Annotated in this window: 16 protein-coding genes, 1 tRNA gene and 1 pseudogene; 6 read left to right on the top strand and 12 right to left on the bottom strand. The window is 72.8% G+C overall.

Annotated features, from left to right (window positions below):
- Positions 1–324 precede the first annotated feature (324 nt).
- The 6 genes from AB0B98_RS21000 to AB0B98_RS20975 form a co-directional block, all read right to left on the bottom strand.
- A tRNA-Ala gene (locus AB0B98_RS21000) sits at positions 325–401 on the bottom strand.
- Between the two features lie 225 nt (positions 402–626).
- Positions 627–1409 carry a hypothetical protein gene (locus tag AB0B98_RS20995; RefSeq protein WP_357266516.1) on the bottom strand — a complete coding sequence of 261 codons (783 nt, stop codon included), beginning with the start codon at positions 1407–1409 and terminating at the stop codon, positions 627–629.
- Between the two features lie 200 nt (positions 1410–1609).
- Positions 1610–2260: a GNAT family protein gene (locus AB0B98_RS20990; RefSeq protein WP_357266519.1), complete on the bottom strand. Its 651-nt coding sequence runs from the start codon at positions 2258–2260 to the stop codon at positions 1610–1612.
- Positions 2261–2371: 111 nt separating this feature from the next.
- Positions 2372–3685 (bottom strand): gephyrin-like molybdotransferase Glp, encoded by a 1314-nt coding sequence (gene glp / locus AB0B98_RS20985; RefSeq protein WP_091394702.1) that lies wholly within the window; start codon positions 3683–3685, stop codon positions 2372–2374.
- Positions 3682–4644 carry a UTP--glucose-1-phosphate uridylyltransferase gene (locus AB0B98_RS20980; protein WP_357364625.1) on the bottom strand — a complete coding sequence of 321 codons (963 nt, stop codon included), beginning with the start codon at positions 4642–4644 and terminating at the stop codon, positions 3682–3684. The genes glp and AB0B98_RS20980 overlap by 4 nt, the downstream gene beginning before the upstream one ends.
- A gap of 9 nt (positions 4645–4653) precedes the next feature.
- Positions 4654–7008 (bottom strand): diguanylate cyclase, encoded by a 2355-nt coding sequence (locus tag AB0B98_RS20975; RefSeq protein WP_357364624.1) that lies wholly within the window; start codon positions 7006–7008, stop codon positions 4654–4656.
- 85 nt (positions 7009–7093) lie between these two features.
- On the opposite strand from AB0B98_RS20975, the gene AB0B98_RS20970 reads away from it, so the two are divergent.
- Both AB0B98_RS20970 and AB0B98_RS20965 read left to right on the top strand, forming a co-directional pair.
- A complete protein-coding gene (locus tag AB0B98_RS20970) occupies positions 7094–7771 on the top strand; it encodes a 5-formyltetrahydrofolate cyclo-ligase (protein WP_357364622.1) in 678 nt (225 codons plus the stop codon).
- Positions 7768–7974: pseudogene (locus AB0B98_RS20965) on the top strand (FmdB family zinc ribbon protein); the annotation flags it as partial. The gene AB0B98_RS20970 and the pseudogene AB0B98_RS20965, both read left to right, overlap by 4 nt.
- A gap of 14 nt (positions 7975–7988) precedes the next feature.
- Here AB0B98_RS20965 and AB0B98_RS20960 read toward each other — a convergent pair.
- Positions 7989–8276 (bottom strand): hypothetical protein, encoded by a 288-nt coding sequence (locus tag AB0B98_RS20960; protein ID WP_357364691.1) that lies wholly within the window; start codon positions 8274–8276, stop codon positions 7989–7991.
- Between the two features lie 338 nt (positions 8277–8614).
- Between AB0B98_RS20960 and AB0B98_RS20955 the strand changes: the two genes are divergently transcribed.
- Positions 8615–8926, top strand: coding sequence for a hypothetical protein (locus tag AB0B98_RS20955; protein ID WP_357364620.1), 312 nt, complete (start codon positions 8615–8617; stop codon positions 8924–8926).
- Positions 8927–8952: 26 nt separating this feature from the next.
- On the opposite strand, the gene AB0B98_RS20950 is transcribed toward AB0B98_RS20955, so the two are convergent.
- A complete protein-coding gene (locus AB0B98_RS20950; protein WP_357364618.1) occupies positions 8953–9135 on the bottom strand; it encodes a hypothetical protein in 183 nt (60 codons plus the stop codon).
- Between the two features lie 143 nt (positions 9136–9278).
- Between AB0B98_RS20950 and AB0B98_RS20945 the strand changes: the two genes are divergently transcribed.
- A complete protein-coding gene (locus tag AB0B98_RS20945) occupies positions 9279–9782 on the top strand; it encodes a hypothetical protein (RefSeq protein ID WP_357364617.1) in 504 nt (167 codons plus the stop codon).
- 33 nt (positions 9783–9815) lie between these two features.
- Here the strand turns inward: AB0B98_RS20945 and AB0B98_RS20940 are convergent, their stop codons facing one another.
- On the bottom strand, positions 9816–10298 hold the full coding sequence (locus AB0B98_RS20940) for a DUF2231 domain-containing protein (protein WP_357364687.1): 483 nt from the start codon (positions 10296–10298) through the stop codon (positions 9816–9818).
- A 201-nt stretch (positions 10299–10499) separates the two neighbouring features.
- On the opposite strand from AB0B98_RS20940, the gene AB0B98_RS20935 reads away from it, so the two are divergent.
- On the top strand, positions 10500–10928 hold the full coding sequence (locus tag AB0B98_RS20935; protein WP_238671193.1) for a Fur family transcriptional regulator: 429 nt from the start codon (positions 10500–10502) through the stop codon (positions 10926–10928).
- A gap of 59 nt (positions 10929–10987) precedes the next feature.
- Positions 10988–11851: an oxygenase MpaB family protein gene (locus AB0B98_RS20930; protein ID WP_238671194.1), complete on the top strand. Its 864-nt coding sequence runs from the start codon at positions 10988–10990 to the stop codon at positions 11849–11851.
- A gap of 20 nt (positions 11852–11871) precedes the next feature.
- Here the strand turns inward: AB0B98_RS20930 and AB0B98_RS20925 are convergent, their stop codons facing one another.
- From AB0B98_RS20925 to AB0B98_RS20915, 3 genes are read right to left on the bottom strand one after another with little or no spacing between them, the layout of a single operon-like run.
- Positions 11872–12792 carry a PD-(D/E)XK nuclease family protein gene (locus tag AB0B98_RS20925; protein ID WP_357364615.1) on the bottom strand — a complete coding sequence of 307 codons (921 nt, stop codon included), beginning with the start codon at positions 12790–12792 and terminating at the stop codon, positions 11872–11874.
- Positions 12793–12835: 43 nt separating this feature from the next.
- A complete protein-coding gene (locus AB0B98_RS20920; protein ID WP_091394729.1) occupies positions 12836–13450 on the bottom strand; it encodes a MarC family protein in 615 nt (204 codons plus the stop codon).
- 41 nt (positions 13451–13491) lie between these two features.
- A complete protein-coding gene (locus AB0B98_RS20915; protein ID WP_357364613.1) occupies positions 13492–14364 on the bottom strand; it encodes a PHP domain-containing protein in 873 nt (290 codons plus the stop codon).
- Positions 14365–14415: the final 51 nt, after the last annotated feature.

Here is a 14415-nt window from a genome sequence, read left to right as displayed (position 1 = left end):
AGTCATGATAACCGGCGGGGTTACGATCTGCGGGCAGGTCCGCTTTCGATCTGCGGCTCGACGATGTTCGGTTTGCGGGCCTGTGGCGTTCAATATGCGGCGGCACACTGATCGGCGAGGAACATCGTCGACCGCCACGTGGCTCGGCCGCACTGACTTGCCGCAGTCTTGGTCAACGGGCGGTGAGCGTCGAACTCGCCGTTCGGCTCGAGTTCTGCCGCCCTGTGCCGCGGTCTGTGGCTCTGTCCGGCGGTCAAACGACGGCCAAACGATCAAGGGCGGGTTCTCCGTCATCCGGAAACCCGCCCTTGACCTGCTATTTCTTGGTGGAGCTGAGGGGATTTGAACCCCTGACCCCCTCGATGCGAACGAGGTGCGCTACCAGTCTGCGCCACAGCCCCCCACCGGCGAACCGGCTTCGGTCCCACCCGGCTTACACCGGGCGGGCCGGCAGCAAGGCTAACAGGTCGCCGGCCTCCACCGCGAATCCGCCCCCTGCCCGGCGCTCCGGCCCACCGGAAGATCGACTCGGGTTCCTGGAAACCGGGGCATCCCGGACGCCACAACCACCCGACTTTCCGGAAGCCGAGTCGATCAAGCCGGCCGGGGCGCGACCGAGACCGGCGTCAGGCGCCTCGGCCGGCCTCGTAGGGGCGACCGCGCAGCCCACCCGACCGCCGGTACGAGACCGATCCACCGTTGACCGCCGCCGGCAGGTCTCCCGGCCGGTCCAGGCCCATGGCAGCTCGGCGTACCCCTTCGCGCTGGGCGGCGAGGCGGCGCTGCGCCTCCCGACGGGCCGTGGCCCGCCGGGCCTGCTCCCGGCGCACCTCGGCCTGCCGGGCGGCCAACCAGGCGGCCTCCCGGGCTCGGGCGCGGCGGCGGCGACGCCCGGCGAGGGCCTGCCCCCGCAGGTGCACGACGTACAGGGCCAGGAGCAGGAAGGTGACCCCGAAGCCGACCCAGAAGCCGGGGCTGACGAACAGCACGCCGATCAACTCGACGACGTTGAGGAGCAGCAGTGCGGCGAGCACCCGGCGACGCCGGTACACGGCGGGGGTGTGCTGTCGGCGCGGCGGCGGGCGGCGACGGGACCGCTTGGGCGCGGCGGGCACTGCGCGCAGTCGACCGGAGCGGCGACCGGCCGGTGGCGCGGAGACCGGCGCACTCAACGCGCCCGTAGTCGCATCTTCACTGAGGGTGACAACCAGTGAGCGCGGAGGATGGACGGGTCGCCGTCCCGGCACAGTGCGGCGCCGTCGGCGGCGCTGGAGCACCCGCGCCGTCGACTGCGCCCGCTCCGCCACCAGCCGCTCGGTGGCGTCGTACCGGCGAACCAACGCCGGGGCCAGGGCGAGCAGGCCGGCGGCGGCGAGGACGGCGAGGAGCACCGAGGTCGGCACCCTCACCCCTCCCGTCACCGAATTCGAAGCAAGCGCCATCCGACCGCAGGATCTTCCATCGATCACGCCTGAGCGCGTGGATCGTCCGGCCGGGGAGCGCTTGCCGCAGCTTGCAGTTACTTGAGGTTACGGCGCACCGACCGGGATGCCACCGCGCCGCGCCGATCCCGTCCGTGGGACGAGTGGGCGGATGTCGGGAAATCCTCCTACCGCGCGTTGGCGCGAACCCGGTGCCAGCGGGCCAGCAGGCCACCCTCGGCGGCGATCTCCTCACTCGTCATCGCGTATCCGATGTGGTCCCGCCACGCGCCGTCGATGTGCATGTAGCGCACGTGGTACGACTCCTCGCGGAAGCCCAGCTTCTCCACCACCCGCCGGGACGGCCGGTTCTCCGGACGGATGTTCACCTCGACCCGGTGCAGCCCGCCCGGCCCGAACGCGTGGTCCACGGCGAGCGCCAGGGCCGTCGGGATCACACCCTGGCCGGCGACCCGCGCGTCCACCCAGTAGCCGACGTAGCCGGAGCAGAGCGCCCGCCGCACGATGCTGCCCACGTTGATGTGCCCGACCAGCCGGTCCCGATCGGCCTCGCGCAGGCAGACCGCGAACGGCATGCCCTCACCCTCGCGGGCCGAGCGCCGCTGGTCACGGTGCACCCAGCGGAACGCCGCCGGCGAGTTCATCTCGTCCCAACCGCCGGGCAGTGACGACTCCCAGGGTGCCAGCCAGGCCCGGTTGGCCCGCCGCACCTCCGACCACGCCGCCGCGTCGGAGCGCCGATAGGGCCGCAGCAGCACCGGGCCGTCGGCCAGCTCCACCGGCCAGCCCGGTGCCCGCGCGGGTCCGAAGAGACTCACCCGCACAGTCTCCCGCGCGGGACCGTGTCGCGCGCAAGTGGCTCCACCGCGTTCACCACACAGATCCGACGATCATCCGACGCGGGCCGCGAGCGGACCGGCCGGGACGCGTCACCGGCGGCGGTCCAGCAACAGGACGTCCACTGTCGAGCCGGCCGCGGCCGTGGTGACCCGCTCGCCGAGCACCAGCAGCCCGTTGGCCTCGGCCAACCCGGAGAGGGTGAACGGTCCGCCGCTGAGCGGCTGGACCGTGTACCCACCGCCGCGTCGCTCGGCGACATGCGCCGGCCGGAACTCGCGCAACCCGGTCGGCGACGACACGGTCTCCAGCAGGTGTGCCCGCACACTGGGTCGGAACACCGGCTCGGCGCCGGCGAGCAGTTGGATGGCGGGGCGGGCCAGCACCTCGAAGCCGATCAACGCAGCACCCGGGTCGCCGGGCAGGCAGACCACCGGCACCTCCTCGGCGCCGACAGTGCCGAACCCGAGCGCGGTGCCGGGATAGAGCGCCACGTCGGTGAAGGTGACCGGCCCGGCGCGACCGCCCTCACGGCGGGAGAGGATCCGACGCACCATGTCTCCGGGGCCGGTGCCGGTGCCCCCGGTCGTGATGATCAGATCGGCACGCAGCGTCTGGTCCTCCAGCAGCCCGCGCAACCCCTCCGGGTCGTCGTCGCAGATTCCCACCCGGTACGCCAGTGCGCCCACCTCGGCCGCCGCTGCGGTCAGCGCGTGCGAGTTCGCGTCCACCACCTGGCCGGGCTGGCTGCCCCGGCCCACGTCGACGAGTTCGTCCCCGGTGGCCACGATGACCACCCGTGGACTGGGCCGGACCACCACGTGCCCGATGCCGGTCGCCGCGAAGACGGCGACCAGGGCCGGGGACACGTAGGTGCCGGCCCGAGCGAGCAGGGTGCCGGCGGGCAGCTCCTCACCCGCTCGGCGTACCCCGTACCCCCGTTTGGGGGTGCGGAAGATCTCCACGGCGGCCATGCCCTGGTCGGTCCACTCCACCGGGACCACGACGTCAGCGGCGACCGGCAGCGGAGCCCCGGCGGCCACCGAGAAGCACGAGCCGGGGGTGAGCCGGACCGGCCGCCAGCTCGCGGCGCCGAGGTCGCCGACCACGTTGAGCCGGATGGTGCGGCCGCCGGGCGTGCCGGAGGGGGCCGGGACGTAGCTCGGCCCCCGACCCCCTCCGGAAATGTCCTCCCAGCGCGCGGCGTAGCCATCCACTGCGGCCTGGTCGAAGGCCGGGAAGGCGTGCGGCGCGACGACGTCCTCGGCGAGGACGTTGCCGTGCGCCTGGGTGAGGTCGAGGTCGAGTGGCGGCAGCGCGCGCAACCTGCGCAGCACGCTGCCCAGGTAGTCGGCGAGCGGCGTCAACTCGTTCGCGGCCGCCTCGGCGTCGGCCGTCGCGGTCATGTACCAGATCCGCCTGCCGCGTCGGCCTTGACGAAGTCGGCGAGCCAGGACCGGAACTCGGTGCCCAGGTCCTCGCGCTCGGCGGCGATCTGCACCACCGTCTGGAGGTACCCCAGCGGCATGCCGGTGTCGTAGCGGGTGCCCCGGTAGACGATCGCGTGCACCGGGACGCCCTCGGTACGCAGCAGCTCCATCGCGTCGGTCAGCTGGATCTCGCCGCCGCTGCCCGGCTTGGTCCGCCGGATCGCGTCGAAGATCCTGCCCGGCAACACGTAGCGGCCGAGCACCGCGAGGTTGCTCGGGGCGTCCTCGGGCTGCGGCTTCTCCACCATCCCGGTCACCTTGACCACCTCGCCGATGTCGGTCAGCTCCGACTCGGCCGGCTCGACGGAGGCGATCCCGTACCGCTTGGTCTCGGACGGGTCGACCTCGAAGAAGGCGAGCACCACACCGCCGGTGCGGGCCTGCAACTCCAGCATCGCCGGCAGCAGCGGCTCCGACGGCTTGACGAACTCGTCGCCGAGCAGCACCGCGAAGGGCTGGTCCCCGACGTGCGACTCGGCGTACCCGATGGCGTGGCCGAGCCCGAGCTGCTCGGGCTGCCGCACTGTGTAGATCTCGGCCAGCTCGCTGGGCCGCCGCACGGCGGCCAACCGCTCGGAGTCGCCCTTCTCCTCCAACCTGGCCTCCAGGTCCGGGCGACGGTCGAAGTGGTCCACCATCGACGTCTTACCCCGCCCGGTGATCAGCAACACGTCACCGATGCCAGCCTGCGTGGCCTCCTCGACGATGTACTGCAACACCGGCCGATCCACCACCGGCAGCAGTTCCTTGGGCACCGCCTTGGTGGCCGGCAGGAACCGGGTGGCCAGTCCGGCGGCCGGGATGACGGCCTTGACCGCCAGGGGACGGCCAGTTGCGGCGACCGTCGATGAGGGGTTCGCTGAGTGCTCCGACATGCCGCGAGACTATCGGCCACGGCTCTGCCGCGGCGGGTGTGGCCCAGAAGACGCGCCGCCACCCGGCCCCGGCCGCGCCGCGTCCGGGCCGGCCCGCGCCGCGCCCGTCGCGCTGTCCGGCGTGTCGTCGGCCGAATCCGGTTGGGCGTGCGCCGGGCCCGCCAGCGATGATTCCGGTACGCCCACCGCCGGGTCGGACCGGGCGGGCCCGCCCGGCTCCCGGTTGGCCTGCACCGGCTGGCCGGCGCGCGGCAGCCCATCGGTTGGGCTCACCGCACACGCGAGCACCGGAATCTCCCGGGTCGGCAGATCCGAGCGAACCTCGGCGACCCGGTACGTGTCGCGGCCCGCCGCCTTGGCCGCGTAGAGCGCGTCGTCGGCGGCCTCCAGCACCTCCCGCCCGGTGCTGCCGTGGTCCGGGAAGACGGCGATGCCCACCGACACGGTCACCAGGACCGGCCCGGCGTACGCCTCGATCGCGATGGGCGTGTCGCGCACCGCCGCGCCGAGCCGCTCGGCCACGATCGCCGCGCCCCGCGCGTCGGTCTCCGGCAGCAGCAGCACGAACTCCTCACCACCCTGGCGGAAGGCCAGATCGACCTCGCGGATCTCCCCGCGCACCCGACGGGCGAACTCGGCCAGGACGGTGTCCCCGGCGGCGTGCCCGTAGGTGTCGTTGACGTCCTTGAACCGGTCCAGGTCCAACGCGAGGACGCTGAGCATCCGCCCGAAGCGGCTGGCCCGTTCCACCTCCCGCCGGATCGACTCGCGCAGGTAGCGGTAGTTCCACAGCCCGGTGAGCGGGTCGGTGAGGGACAGCCGCTGCGCCTCCTCGTGCACCCGGACGTTGTCCACCGCCACTGCCGCGTGACCGGCGAAGGTGCGCAGGGTGGCCAGGTCGTCGTCGTCGAACTCGTCGGCGCCCAGCCGGTCGTAGAGGGCCAGCACGCCGAGCGCGACCGCCGCGCCCGTCTCGTCGACAGGGCCGGAGGGTCCGGTGAGGGTGGCCGTGGCACCGCCGGCGGGCGCGGCGAACGGAACCGCGACGTAGGTGCGACAGCGTGGCTCACCTGTTGTCGCCTCGGTCGGCTCCGCCCTGCCCCGCTGCGGTTCCCCGGTGGCGGCGACCTCACCGATCACGCCGACGCCGACCGGCACCCGCAGCGTCTGCGACCCGTCCGCCTCCTCGGCCGGCCAGCGCCCGTCCAACCCCTCGGTGCACTGCGCGACGAGCACCCCGCCGGTCTCCGCGAGCAGCACCGCGCCGGCCCGCGCGCCGGTGGCCCCGATGGCACTGCGCAGGATCACCCGCAGGATGCGTTGCAGGTCGTGCGTGCTGGCCAGGGTGTCGCCGAGCACCGCGAGGTGCCCACGCAGCTGATCCCGGTTGCTGGTCAACGCCGCCACGTAGGCGCCGGTCTCCCGGGTCATCCGGTTGAACGCGGCGGCCAACCGCCCCAGCTCGTCGCTGCTGCGTACCGGCACCCGGGCGGTCAGGTCGCCCTGGGCCACCCGGTCGACAGCACCGGCCAGCTCCGCCAACGGCCGGGTGGTGACCCGGGCCAGCCGCCAGGCGGTCAGCACCGCGAGCAGCCCGGCCAGCACTACCACCCCGAGCAGCGTGGCGTGCAGTCCCGGTGGCCGTTCACTGGGCACGGAGAGCACCAGTGGCAGCGGCTGCGCGTCAGAGGGCCCGAGCCTGCGCACGTACCGGCCCTCGTTGGTCTCGGTGACCTGCTCGCCCCGTACGCCGACGGCGGCGGCCAGCACCGCGTCGCGGACGTCACGGGACTCGGTCGTGTGGGTGACCCGCGCGGCGCTCGCCCCACTGTCGAGCAGTGTGACCGCCACCCCGGTCACCGCCGCCAGTCGGGCCACGAAGGCCGGGTCGACCAGTTGCGCGGCGGTCACAGTGCCCAGCCGGGCGCCAGCGCGATCGTGCAGGTCGACCTGGGCGGCCAACGCACGGACCGGGCCGGTCGAGCCTGGGTTCGAGCTCCCGTTCGTGCCCTCGGCCGAGCCGGCGCAGTCCTGCCACGGGGTCGACGGAGCACCTGGCGACAGGTAGGTGATCTGGCCGGCCACGTCGGTGACCAGCACCGCGGCGGCCAGACCCCGACCGACCAGTTGCGCGGCGGCGACGGCCGGATCGGCGGTGAGCGCCACCGCGTCGGCGGTGGCGCGTAGCTGCTGGCAGAGCGCGTCGACCGAGGTACGAACGGTGGACGCCGCCACCGCCAGGCGCTCGGTGGAGCGGCTGCGGTCGACCGTTGCGACGGTGGAGGCGACGAAGAGCGCGCCGAGCAGAACCGGCCCGAGCACCACCACGAGGAAGGCTGCCGTCAACCGCCCGCGTAGCGTCACTCGGTCCCCCCGGAAGTTCCGCCTCCGTTGCTTGCGATGCTGACACAGTGCAACCGTGGGAGAGGCGTTGCGTCAGGAGTGTTGCGTGCCGGAATTTTCTGATGAAGCGGAAGTGACCCGGCTGGCGAAGCGGGAGACCCGCGTCGAGCTGCTCGCTCGCCGCCGGTCACTGCCCGCCGGGACCCGGGCAGCCGCCGCCGGGCGCGTGCAGGCCGAGCTGGTCGCCCTGGTACGCCGGCTGCGCCCACACCGGATGACGGCGTACGTGCCGGTCGGCTCCGAACCGGGCGGCGCCGATCTGCCCGAGGTGCTGCGGGCGGCCCTGCCGGCGGACGCCGAGTTGCTGCTGCCGGTGCTCCTCGCCGACCTGGATCTGGACTGGGCGGCGTATACCGGTCCCGAGGACTTGATCGCGGCGGGACGGGGTATCCGAGAACCAGTCAGTGCCCGTCTCGGGGTGGCCGCCGTGGCGCACGCGGAACTGGTGGTCGTACCGGCTCTCGCTGTCGACCACCACGGTCGGCGGCTCGGGCGCGGCGGCGGCTCGTACGACCGCGCACTCGCCCGGGTACCCGCGGCGACAGTGACGGTGGTGCCACTGCACGACGGTGAGCTGGTGGAGGTGCTGCCGGCAGAGCCCCACGACCGTCGGGTGCGCGCGGTGGTCACTCCCGCCGACGGGGTGCGTACGCTTGACGACGGCCCGGGTGCGGCGCACGGTGTCGCGCCCCACACGTCTGCTGGACGAACCCGGGGCGCATGACGCACCATTGGCACTCGAATAGGTCGAGTGCCAACTGGCTGAGCCCAGATCCGGAGGAGAACGTGCCCACGTACCAGTACGCCTGCACCACGTGCGGTCAGCAGCTCGAGGCGGTGCAGTCCTTCTCTGACGAGCCGTTGACCGAGTGCCCGGCGTGTCAGGGGCGGCTGCGCAAGGTCTTCAACTCGGTCGGCATCGTCTTCAAGGGTTCGGGCTTCTACCGCACCGACTCCCGGGCGTCCGGTTCCGAGACGACAGCCGGCGGCACTGCCACCAAGCCGGCGAAGTCCGAGTCGTCCTCCGGTGACAGCTCGTCGTCCTCCTCGGGGTCCTCGTCCTCCTCGGGGTCGTCCTCGTCCGGGTCGTCCTCGGGCTCGTCGTCCTCCTCGGGCTCGTCTTCCGGGTCGTCCTCGGGTGGATCGGGCGGCGGCAAGGCACCGGCGGCAAGCTCCGCGTCCTGATCGTCGAAGGCCCGACACCCACGGGTCGGGCCCCCGGCACCCACGGGGTCGGGCCTCGATCACCACGGGTCGGGCCCCCGGCACCCACGGGGTCGGGCCTCGATCACCACGGGTCGGGCCGCCGACACCACCGGGTCGGGCCTCGATCAACTCGGGTTTCAGGAAGTCGGCCCATCCCGGTCGCCTCGTTAGGCCGATTTCCTTGACCGCGAGTCGATCAGGGTTGGCGCCATAACAAATCGACCCGCCGGATGGGCGTTTTCCACAGGCCGGGCGGTTGTCCACAGGCGTCGGCCGTGGGTCGGCCGAGGCGGCGGGAACTGCCTAGTCTGCCGTCCATGGGTGCCACTGCGGCGCTCGGGGACGGGAGGCGGCAGACGTAATGGTCGATCCGGATTCGTCGCGGGCGTTGCGCCCGCTGCGCAAGTTCACCCTGCCCCGCGGGCGCACCCTGCTCCGGGCCGGCCTGGTCGCCGCGCTGCTCTGCCTGGCCGCCGCAGTCCTGCACACCCCGGCCGGATGCCCGTCGACAGTCGTGCCCGCCGACGCACCGTCGGTGGCAGACGACACGGCCCGACCGGTCGAGTCGGTGGCAGACGACACGGCCTGGCCTTTCGACGAGGGTCGATCGACCGACTCCAACGGGGCAGGCCCTCCCGGCACCGCACGGACGGCTGCCGGACCGACGTCATGAGGGTCTGGTCGAGCCGCCGGGGTCAGTCAGTCCCAGTGCGGGGGGCGTTCGGCGAGCAGCCAGTCGTCGTTGCCGCCCGGCCGCTCTCCCCAACCACTGTCGGTGTCGTCGGAGGTCTGCTCGGGCAGCACCACGAAGTCTTCGCTCAGGTCGACGGCGCGGTCGTCGTCTCCACGTACGCCGTGCGTGCCGGGGTCCTCGGTGCTCACGAGCGGCAAGACTAGCGCAGCCGACGACCCTGGACCGGACCGCAAACCGAGGGCACGCCGACCAGAACCGACCGGGCCGCCGACCGAGGGCACGCCGGGCAGAACCGACCGGGCCGCCGGTGGCGTTGGTAGCGTCGGACGGCGTGACGACCCCCAGCGGTGGCAGCACCCCGGACGACTACTGGCGACGGCCCGACACCGGTGACGATGCGGCGGCGGACCAGCCTCCCGCCGCGCCCCCGACCACACCACCGACCGGGCCCACCAACCCGCAGCGGAGCGAGCAGGCCGGCGCAGCATCGACGGGGCACACTCCCACCGGAGAAGCAGGCCTGCTGCCGCCTGGGCCAACGCCCACGGGGGGCACTGCCAGCGGAGAAGCAGGCCTGCTGCCGCCCGGGCCAACGCCGACGGGGGGCACTGCCAGCGGATACTCCGGCCCGCCGCCGAGCGTGCCGCCGCCGGCGGGTTGGCGTCCACCCGTACACCTGCAGCCGGCGCCGCCGCGACAGCTGCCACCGCAGGACATGGCCGACCTGGACGCGGCCGAACAGCGATCGCAGCGGGTCACCTACGGTTTCGGCGCTGCGGCCGGCGTGGTGTTGCTGGTACTGCTCTGTCTGCTCTGCTCGCGAGTCATCTTCTGATGCCGCCCCCGGGCCTCAGCAGTGAGCAGCAGCTCAGAGGGTGGTGCCCCACACCGTCTCGGCACCGGAGTGGCCGGTCAGGTAGACGTAGATCAGGGCGGCGATGGCAAGCCCCACTGCCGCTACCGCCAGCACCGGGGTGACCAGCGCGGGCAGCTGCGGCACCCGGGGGTGCCCACTTGTCGCCACGAGCAGCAGGATGGCCACGATCCCGAGCGGCACCACGACGCGTAACAGGATGTCACCGTAGCGGGAGTGCTCGAAGATCTGGTCGAGGATCGGCCCCTGGAACCCCCGGGCCACCAGCGCGTCGGTGAGTGCCTCACCCGACTTGACCGCGACGTAGGCGGTCACCGGTGCGGCCACGGCGAGGAGGCCCAGGGCCCAGTCCAGCCGGTGCCGCCAGCGCGGTAGCCCCACGTACGCGATGGCCAGCACCGCCAGCAGCGGCACGAACACGACGACCGCGTGGATTACCAGGACGTGCACCGGTAGACCCAGGATCTCCTCGAACATCGAACCCTCCAGGTGGATCATGGTCAAGGGTGGTCAGCCTATGGTCCGCCGATCGTCCCCAGGCTCTCGACCGGTGACACGCGCGCCGCGTCGATCGGGTTCATCCGCTGGGCCGTAATCCCGATCTTGCCTGGCTGTGTCGGTGGCCACCCGGAGCGGGCGACGGTTGTCGATGCGGTTCGGGCGTGTTGTCATTGGCCAATGTCCGGTGCCGAGGAGCTGCTGCGGTCGAGGGGTCTGCGTGTCACGCGCCCCCGCCTCGCGGTGCTCGACGTGCTGGCCGACGGCGGCCACCTGGAGGTCGACGAGATCACCCGGCGGGTGCGCGAACGCCTCGACTCGGTCTCCACCCAGGCGGTGTACGACGTGCTGGGCGCGCTGTCCCGGGCCGGGCTGTCACGCCGGATCGAGCCAGCGGGCAGCCCCGCCCGCTACGAGGCGCGGGTGGGCGACAACCACCACCACGTGGTCTGCCGGGGCTGCGGCGAGATCGCCGACATCGACTGCGCGGTGGGCAGCGCACCGTGCCTGGAGCCGAACAGCGCGCACGGGTTCGAGGTCGACGAGGCCGAAGTGACCTTCTGGGGCCTCTGCCCGGGCTGCCGGGCCCGCCGCTCCGCCGACGTCTGATCATCGGCACCGGCGGCACGTGACCGGCGAGGTCGGCCCGACCGTGGCACTCTTGTGCGGTGGACTCCGATGACCTCGGCCTTTTCGGTCCGGGTTCGGTCACGTGGAAGGTGCACGAGGAGCCGATCCTGATCGTCGCCGGCCTGCGCTCGCTCTACCTCCAGGCGTTGCACCCCCGGGCCATGGCCGGGGTCGCGCAGAACAGCAACTACCGCACCGACGCCTGGGGTCGACTGGTCCGCACAGCGACCTACGTGGCGACCACCGTCTACGGGACCACCGCCGAGGCTGAGGCCGCCGGGGCCCGGCTGCGCCGCCTGCACGACCGGCTGCGGGCCACCGACACTCTCACCGGTGAACAGTTCCGGATCGACGAACCGGACCTGCTGCGCTGGGTGCACGTGACCGAGGTCGAGTCGTTCCTGAGCACGGCCCGACGCGCCGGACTGCCGCTGAGCGACGACGAGGTGGACGGCTACTACACCGAGCAGCGCCGCGCCGCCGCCCTGGTCGGCCTGGACCCGGCCACCGTCCCTGGGACCGCCGCCGAGGTCGCGGACTATTACGAGACCGTACGGCCACAGTTGCGGATGACCCGGGAGGCCGCCGAGACGGCGGTGTTCCTCACCGCCCCGCCGCTGCCGTGGAAGCTCAGCCTGCCGGTCCGGTTGGGGCTCACGCTGGGCCCGCCACGCTGGGCGTACCTGGGGATCGCCAGCACCGCGTTCGCGCTGCTTCCGGCGTGGGCACACCGGATGTACGGAGGTCTCGGTCTACCGACCACAGCGCTGTCGGCGGATCTGACCGTGCGCGCGCTGCGGCTCGCCTTCGCCGCCGTCCCCCGCCGGTACCTGGAGGGGCCGTTGATCCAGGCGGCCAAGGAGCGGGCCGCGCGGCACGCCGCCGCCTCGTTGGCCGGCTGACCCGACCCTCGGCAGGGGAATCAGCCGTCGGCGGGCCGGTCCATGGCCGCCCACGGTTCCTTGCCCGGGACCTGGGCGCCCGTCGGGCAGTGCCGCCGGAAGTCGCACCAGCCACAGCGCGGGCTGGGTGCCACCGGGAAGGCCTCGTCCGCGTCGGCGCCGTCGGCGACTGCCCGCTCGGCGGCCATGATGTCGCGGGCCGTCTCTTCCGCGCGGGTCAGTTGTCGGGCCAGCGACTCGACCGTGTGGTCGTGGCCGGCGACAGTGCCGGTCGGCAGGTGGTGCAACTCCACCCGACGGCACGGCCGACGGAACACCCGCTCGGCCGCGTACGCGTAGAGCGCCAGCGCCTGTGAGCCCCGGGCATCGTCCGTGTCCAGCCCGGTGCGGCCGGTCTTGTAGTCGACGATGACCAGCTCCGGGCCCTCCGGGCCGGGCCGCGAGTCGATCCGGTCGGTACGACCGTTGAACGCCAGCACGGCGGTCTTGACCGCCACCACCCGCTCCACGCCGAGCGGGTCGGAATCAGGCTCCAACGTCTCGACGTACGCCTCCAGCCATCCCAACGCCCGCCGGTAGGCGGAACGCTCCTGCTCGTCGTCGCGGTAGCCCTCGCGGACCCAGGTGCCCTTGAGCAGGGTGGCCAGCGCTTCGGGACGCCGCCGGTCGGCGGGCAGCGCATACCAGTTTTTCAGTGCGGTGTGGACGCTGGCGCCGAGCGAGTTGTGCGCCCACGGCGGGCCCTTGGGTGGGGCGGGCCTGTCGACGTAGGAGTAGCGGTAGCGACGCGGGCAGTCCGCGTACGCGCCGAGCTTGCTCGGGGTGCAGACGAACAGCCGCTCCGGCATTCCCTCGAAGCCGAGTTGCTCGGCGTCGCCGGCGCGCTGCCGCGGGGCCCGGCCGCCGGCGGCGGGCCGCCCCGCTGATGAGGATCGTCGCACGCCTGAGATCCTGCCATCCACCTCCGACATCGTGCGCGTGCCGTCAGGCCATGTTCACGTACTGCGTGACGAAGGCGGCCACCGCGTCGGCGATGAGCTGCACGGCGATCGCGGCCAGCAGCAGGCCGGCGATCCGGGTCAGCACCTCGATCCCGCCCGGCCGGAGGATCTTCACGATGCCGCCGGAGAAGCGCAGGACGATCCAGACGGCGACCATCACGGCGAGGATCGCCACGGCGATGGCACTGAACTCTCCCAGCCCGTCGGCCTGCTGGACGAAGAGCATGGTGGCCACGATGGCGCCCGGGCCGGCCAGCAACGGCGTGCCCAGCGGCACCAGCGCGATGTTGGAGGTGACCTGCTGGCTCGGGTCGTCGGCCTTGCCGGTCAGCAACTCCAGTGCGACGAGCACGAGCAGCAGGCCACCGGCCGCCTGCAACGCCGGCAGGTCCACGTGCAGGTAGTCGAGCAGGGTCTGCCCCGCCACCGCGAAGATCACGATGACGCCGAGCGCCAACGCGACGGCCTGCCAGGCTGCCCGGTTGCGGTCGCGGGCGGGCAGCGGGCCGGTCAGCGCCAGGAAGATCGGCATCATGCCCGGCGGGTCGGTGATCACCAGCAGGGTCACGAAAACCTCGCCGAACAGCTTCAGATCCACGTGATCAACCTAGCCGCGCCGGGATGGGCGAAATACCCGGATCAGCCCGAAGCGACCTCGGTCACCCCCTCGGCGACGATCCGCTCGTACGCCTCGACGCTGGTGCTGAACGCGCCGAGTTGGACCGTCTTGTGGGTGCCGTGAAAATCCGAGGAGCCGGTGACGAGCAGACCCAGCTCGGCGGCGAGCGCCCACACGTGTTCCCGCTCGGCCGGGCTGTGGTCCTCGTGGTCGGCTTCGAGCCCGGCGAGTCCGACGGCGGCCAGCTCGGCGATCAGCTCGTCGGGCACCACCCGGCCGCGTCGGGTGGCTCGCGGGTGGGCGAAGACCGGCACGCCTCCGGCCGCCCGGACCAGCCGAACGGCCCGGAACACGTCGATGTCCTCCTTGGGCAGCCGGTACCGCTCGCCCAGCCAGTCCGGGCCGAACGCCTCCCGGACGCTGCCGACCAGGCCGGCGCGGATGAGCGCCTGCGCGATGTGCGGGCGTCCCACCGTGCCGCCACCCGCGCCGGCCAGGATGTCCGGCCAGTTCACGTCGATGCCGTCGGCCCGCAGGAGGCCGACCATTCGTTCGCCACGCTCTTCCCGGGCGGCCCGGACCCGCGCCAGCTCGGCCACCAGCTCCGGGTGGTCCGGATCGAACAGGTACGCGAGCAGGTGCAGCGGCACCGCCGGCTGCGAACCGGACCAGCGGCACGACAGCTCCGCACCCCGGATCAGACGCAGACCTGGCGGCAGCGCGCCCAGTGCCGGCGCCCAGCCGGCGGTGGTGTCGTGGTCGGTGATCGCCAGCACGTCCAGCCCGGCGTCGAAGGCCGCGCCGACCAGCTCGGCCGGGGTCAGGGTGCCGTCGCTGGCCGTCGAGTGGGCGTGCAGGTCGATCCGGGGGGCGGGGCCGGTACGCGAGGTCACCGCCCGACGTTACCGAGGAAATGGTGAGTCCGGTTCACATGGGTCACCAGG

The sequence above is a fragment of the Micromonospora sp. NPDC048947 genome (genome assembly GCF_040649495.1).
In the GTDB taxonomy this organism is placed as follows: domain Bacteria; phylum Actinomycetota; class Actinomycetes; order Mycobacteriales; family Micromonosporaceae; genus Micromonospora; species Micromonospora alfalfae.
Note: the sequence above shows the minus strand (reverse complement) of the source record. Positions and strands in the feature narration are given on the sequence as shown.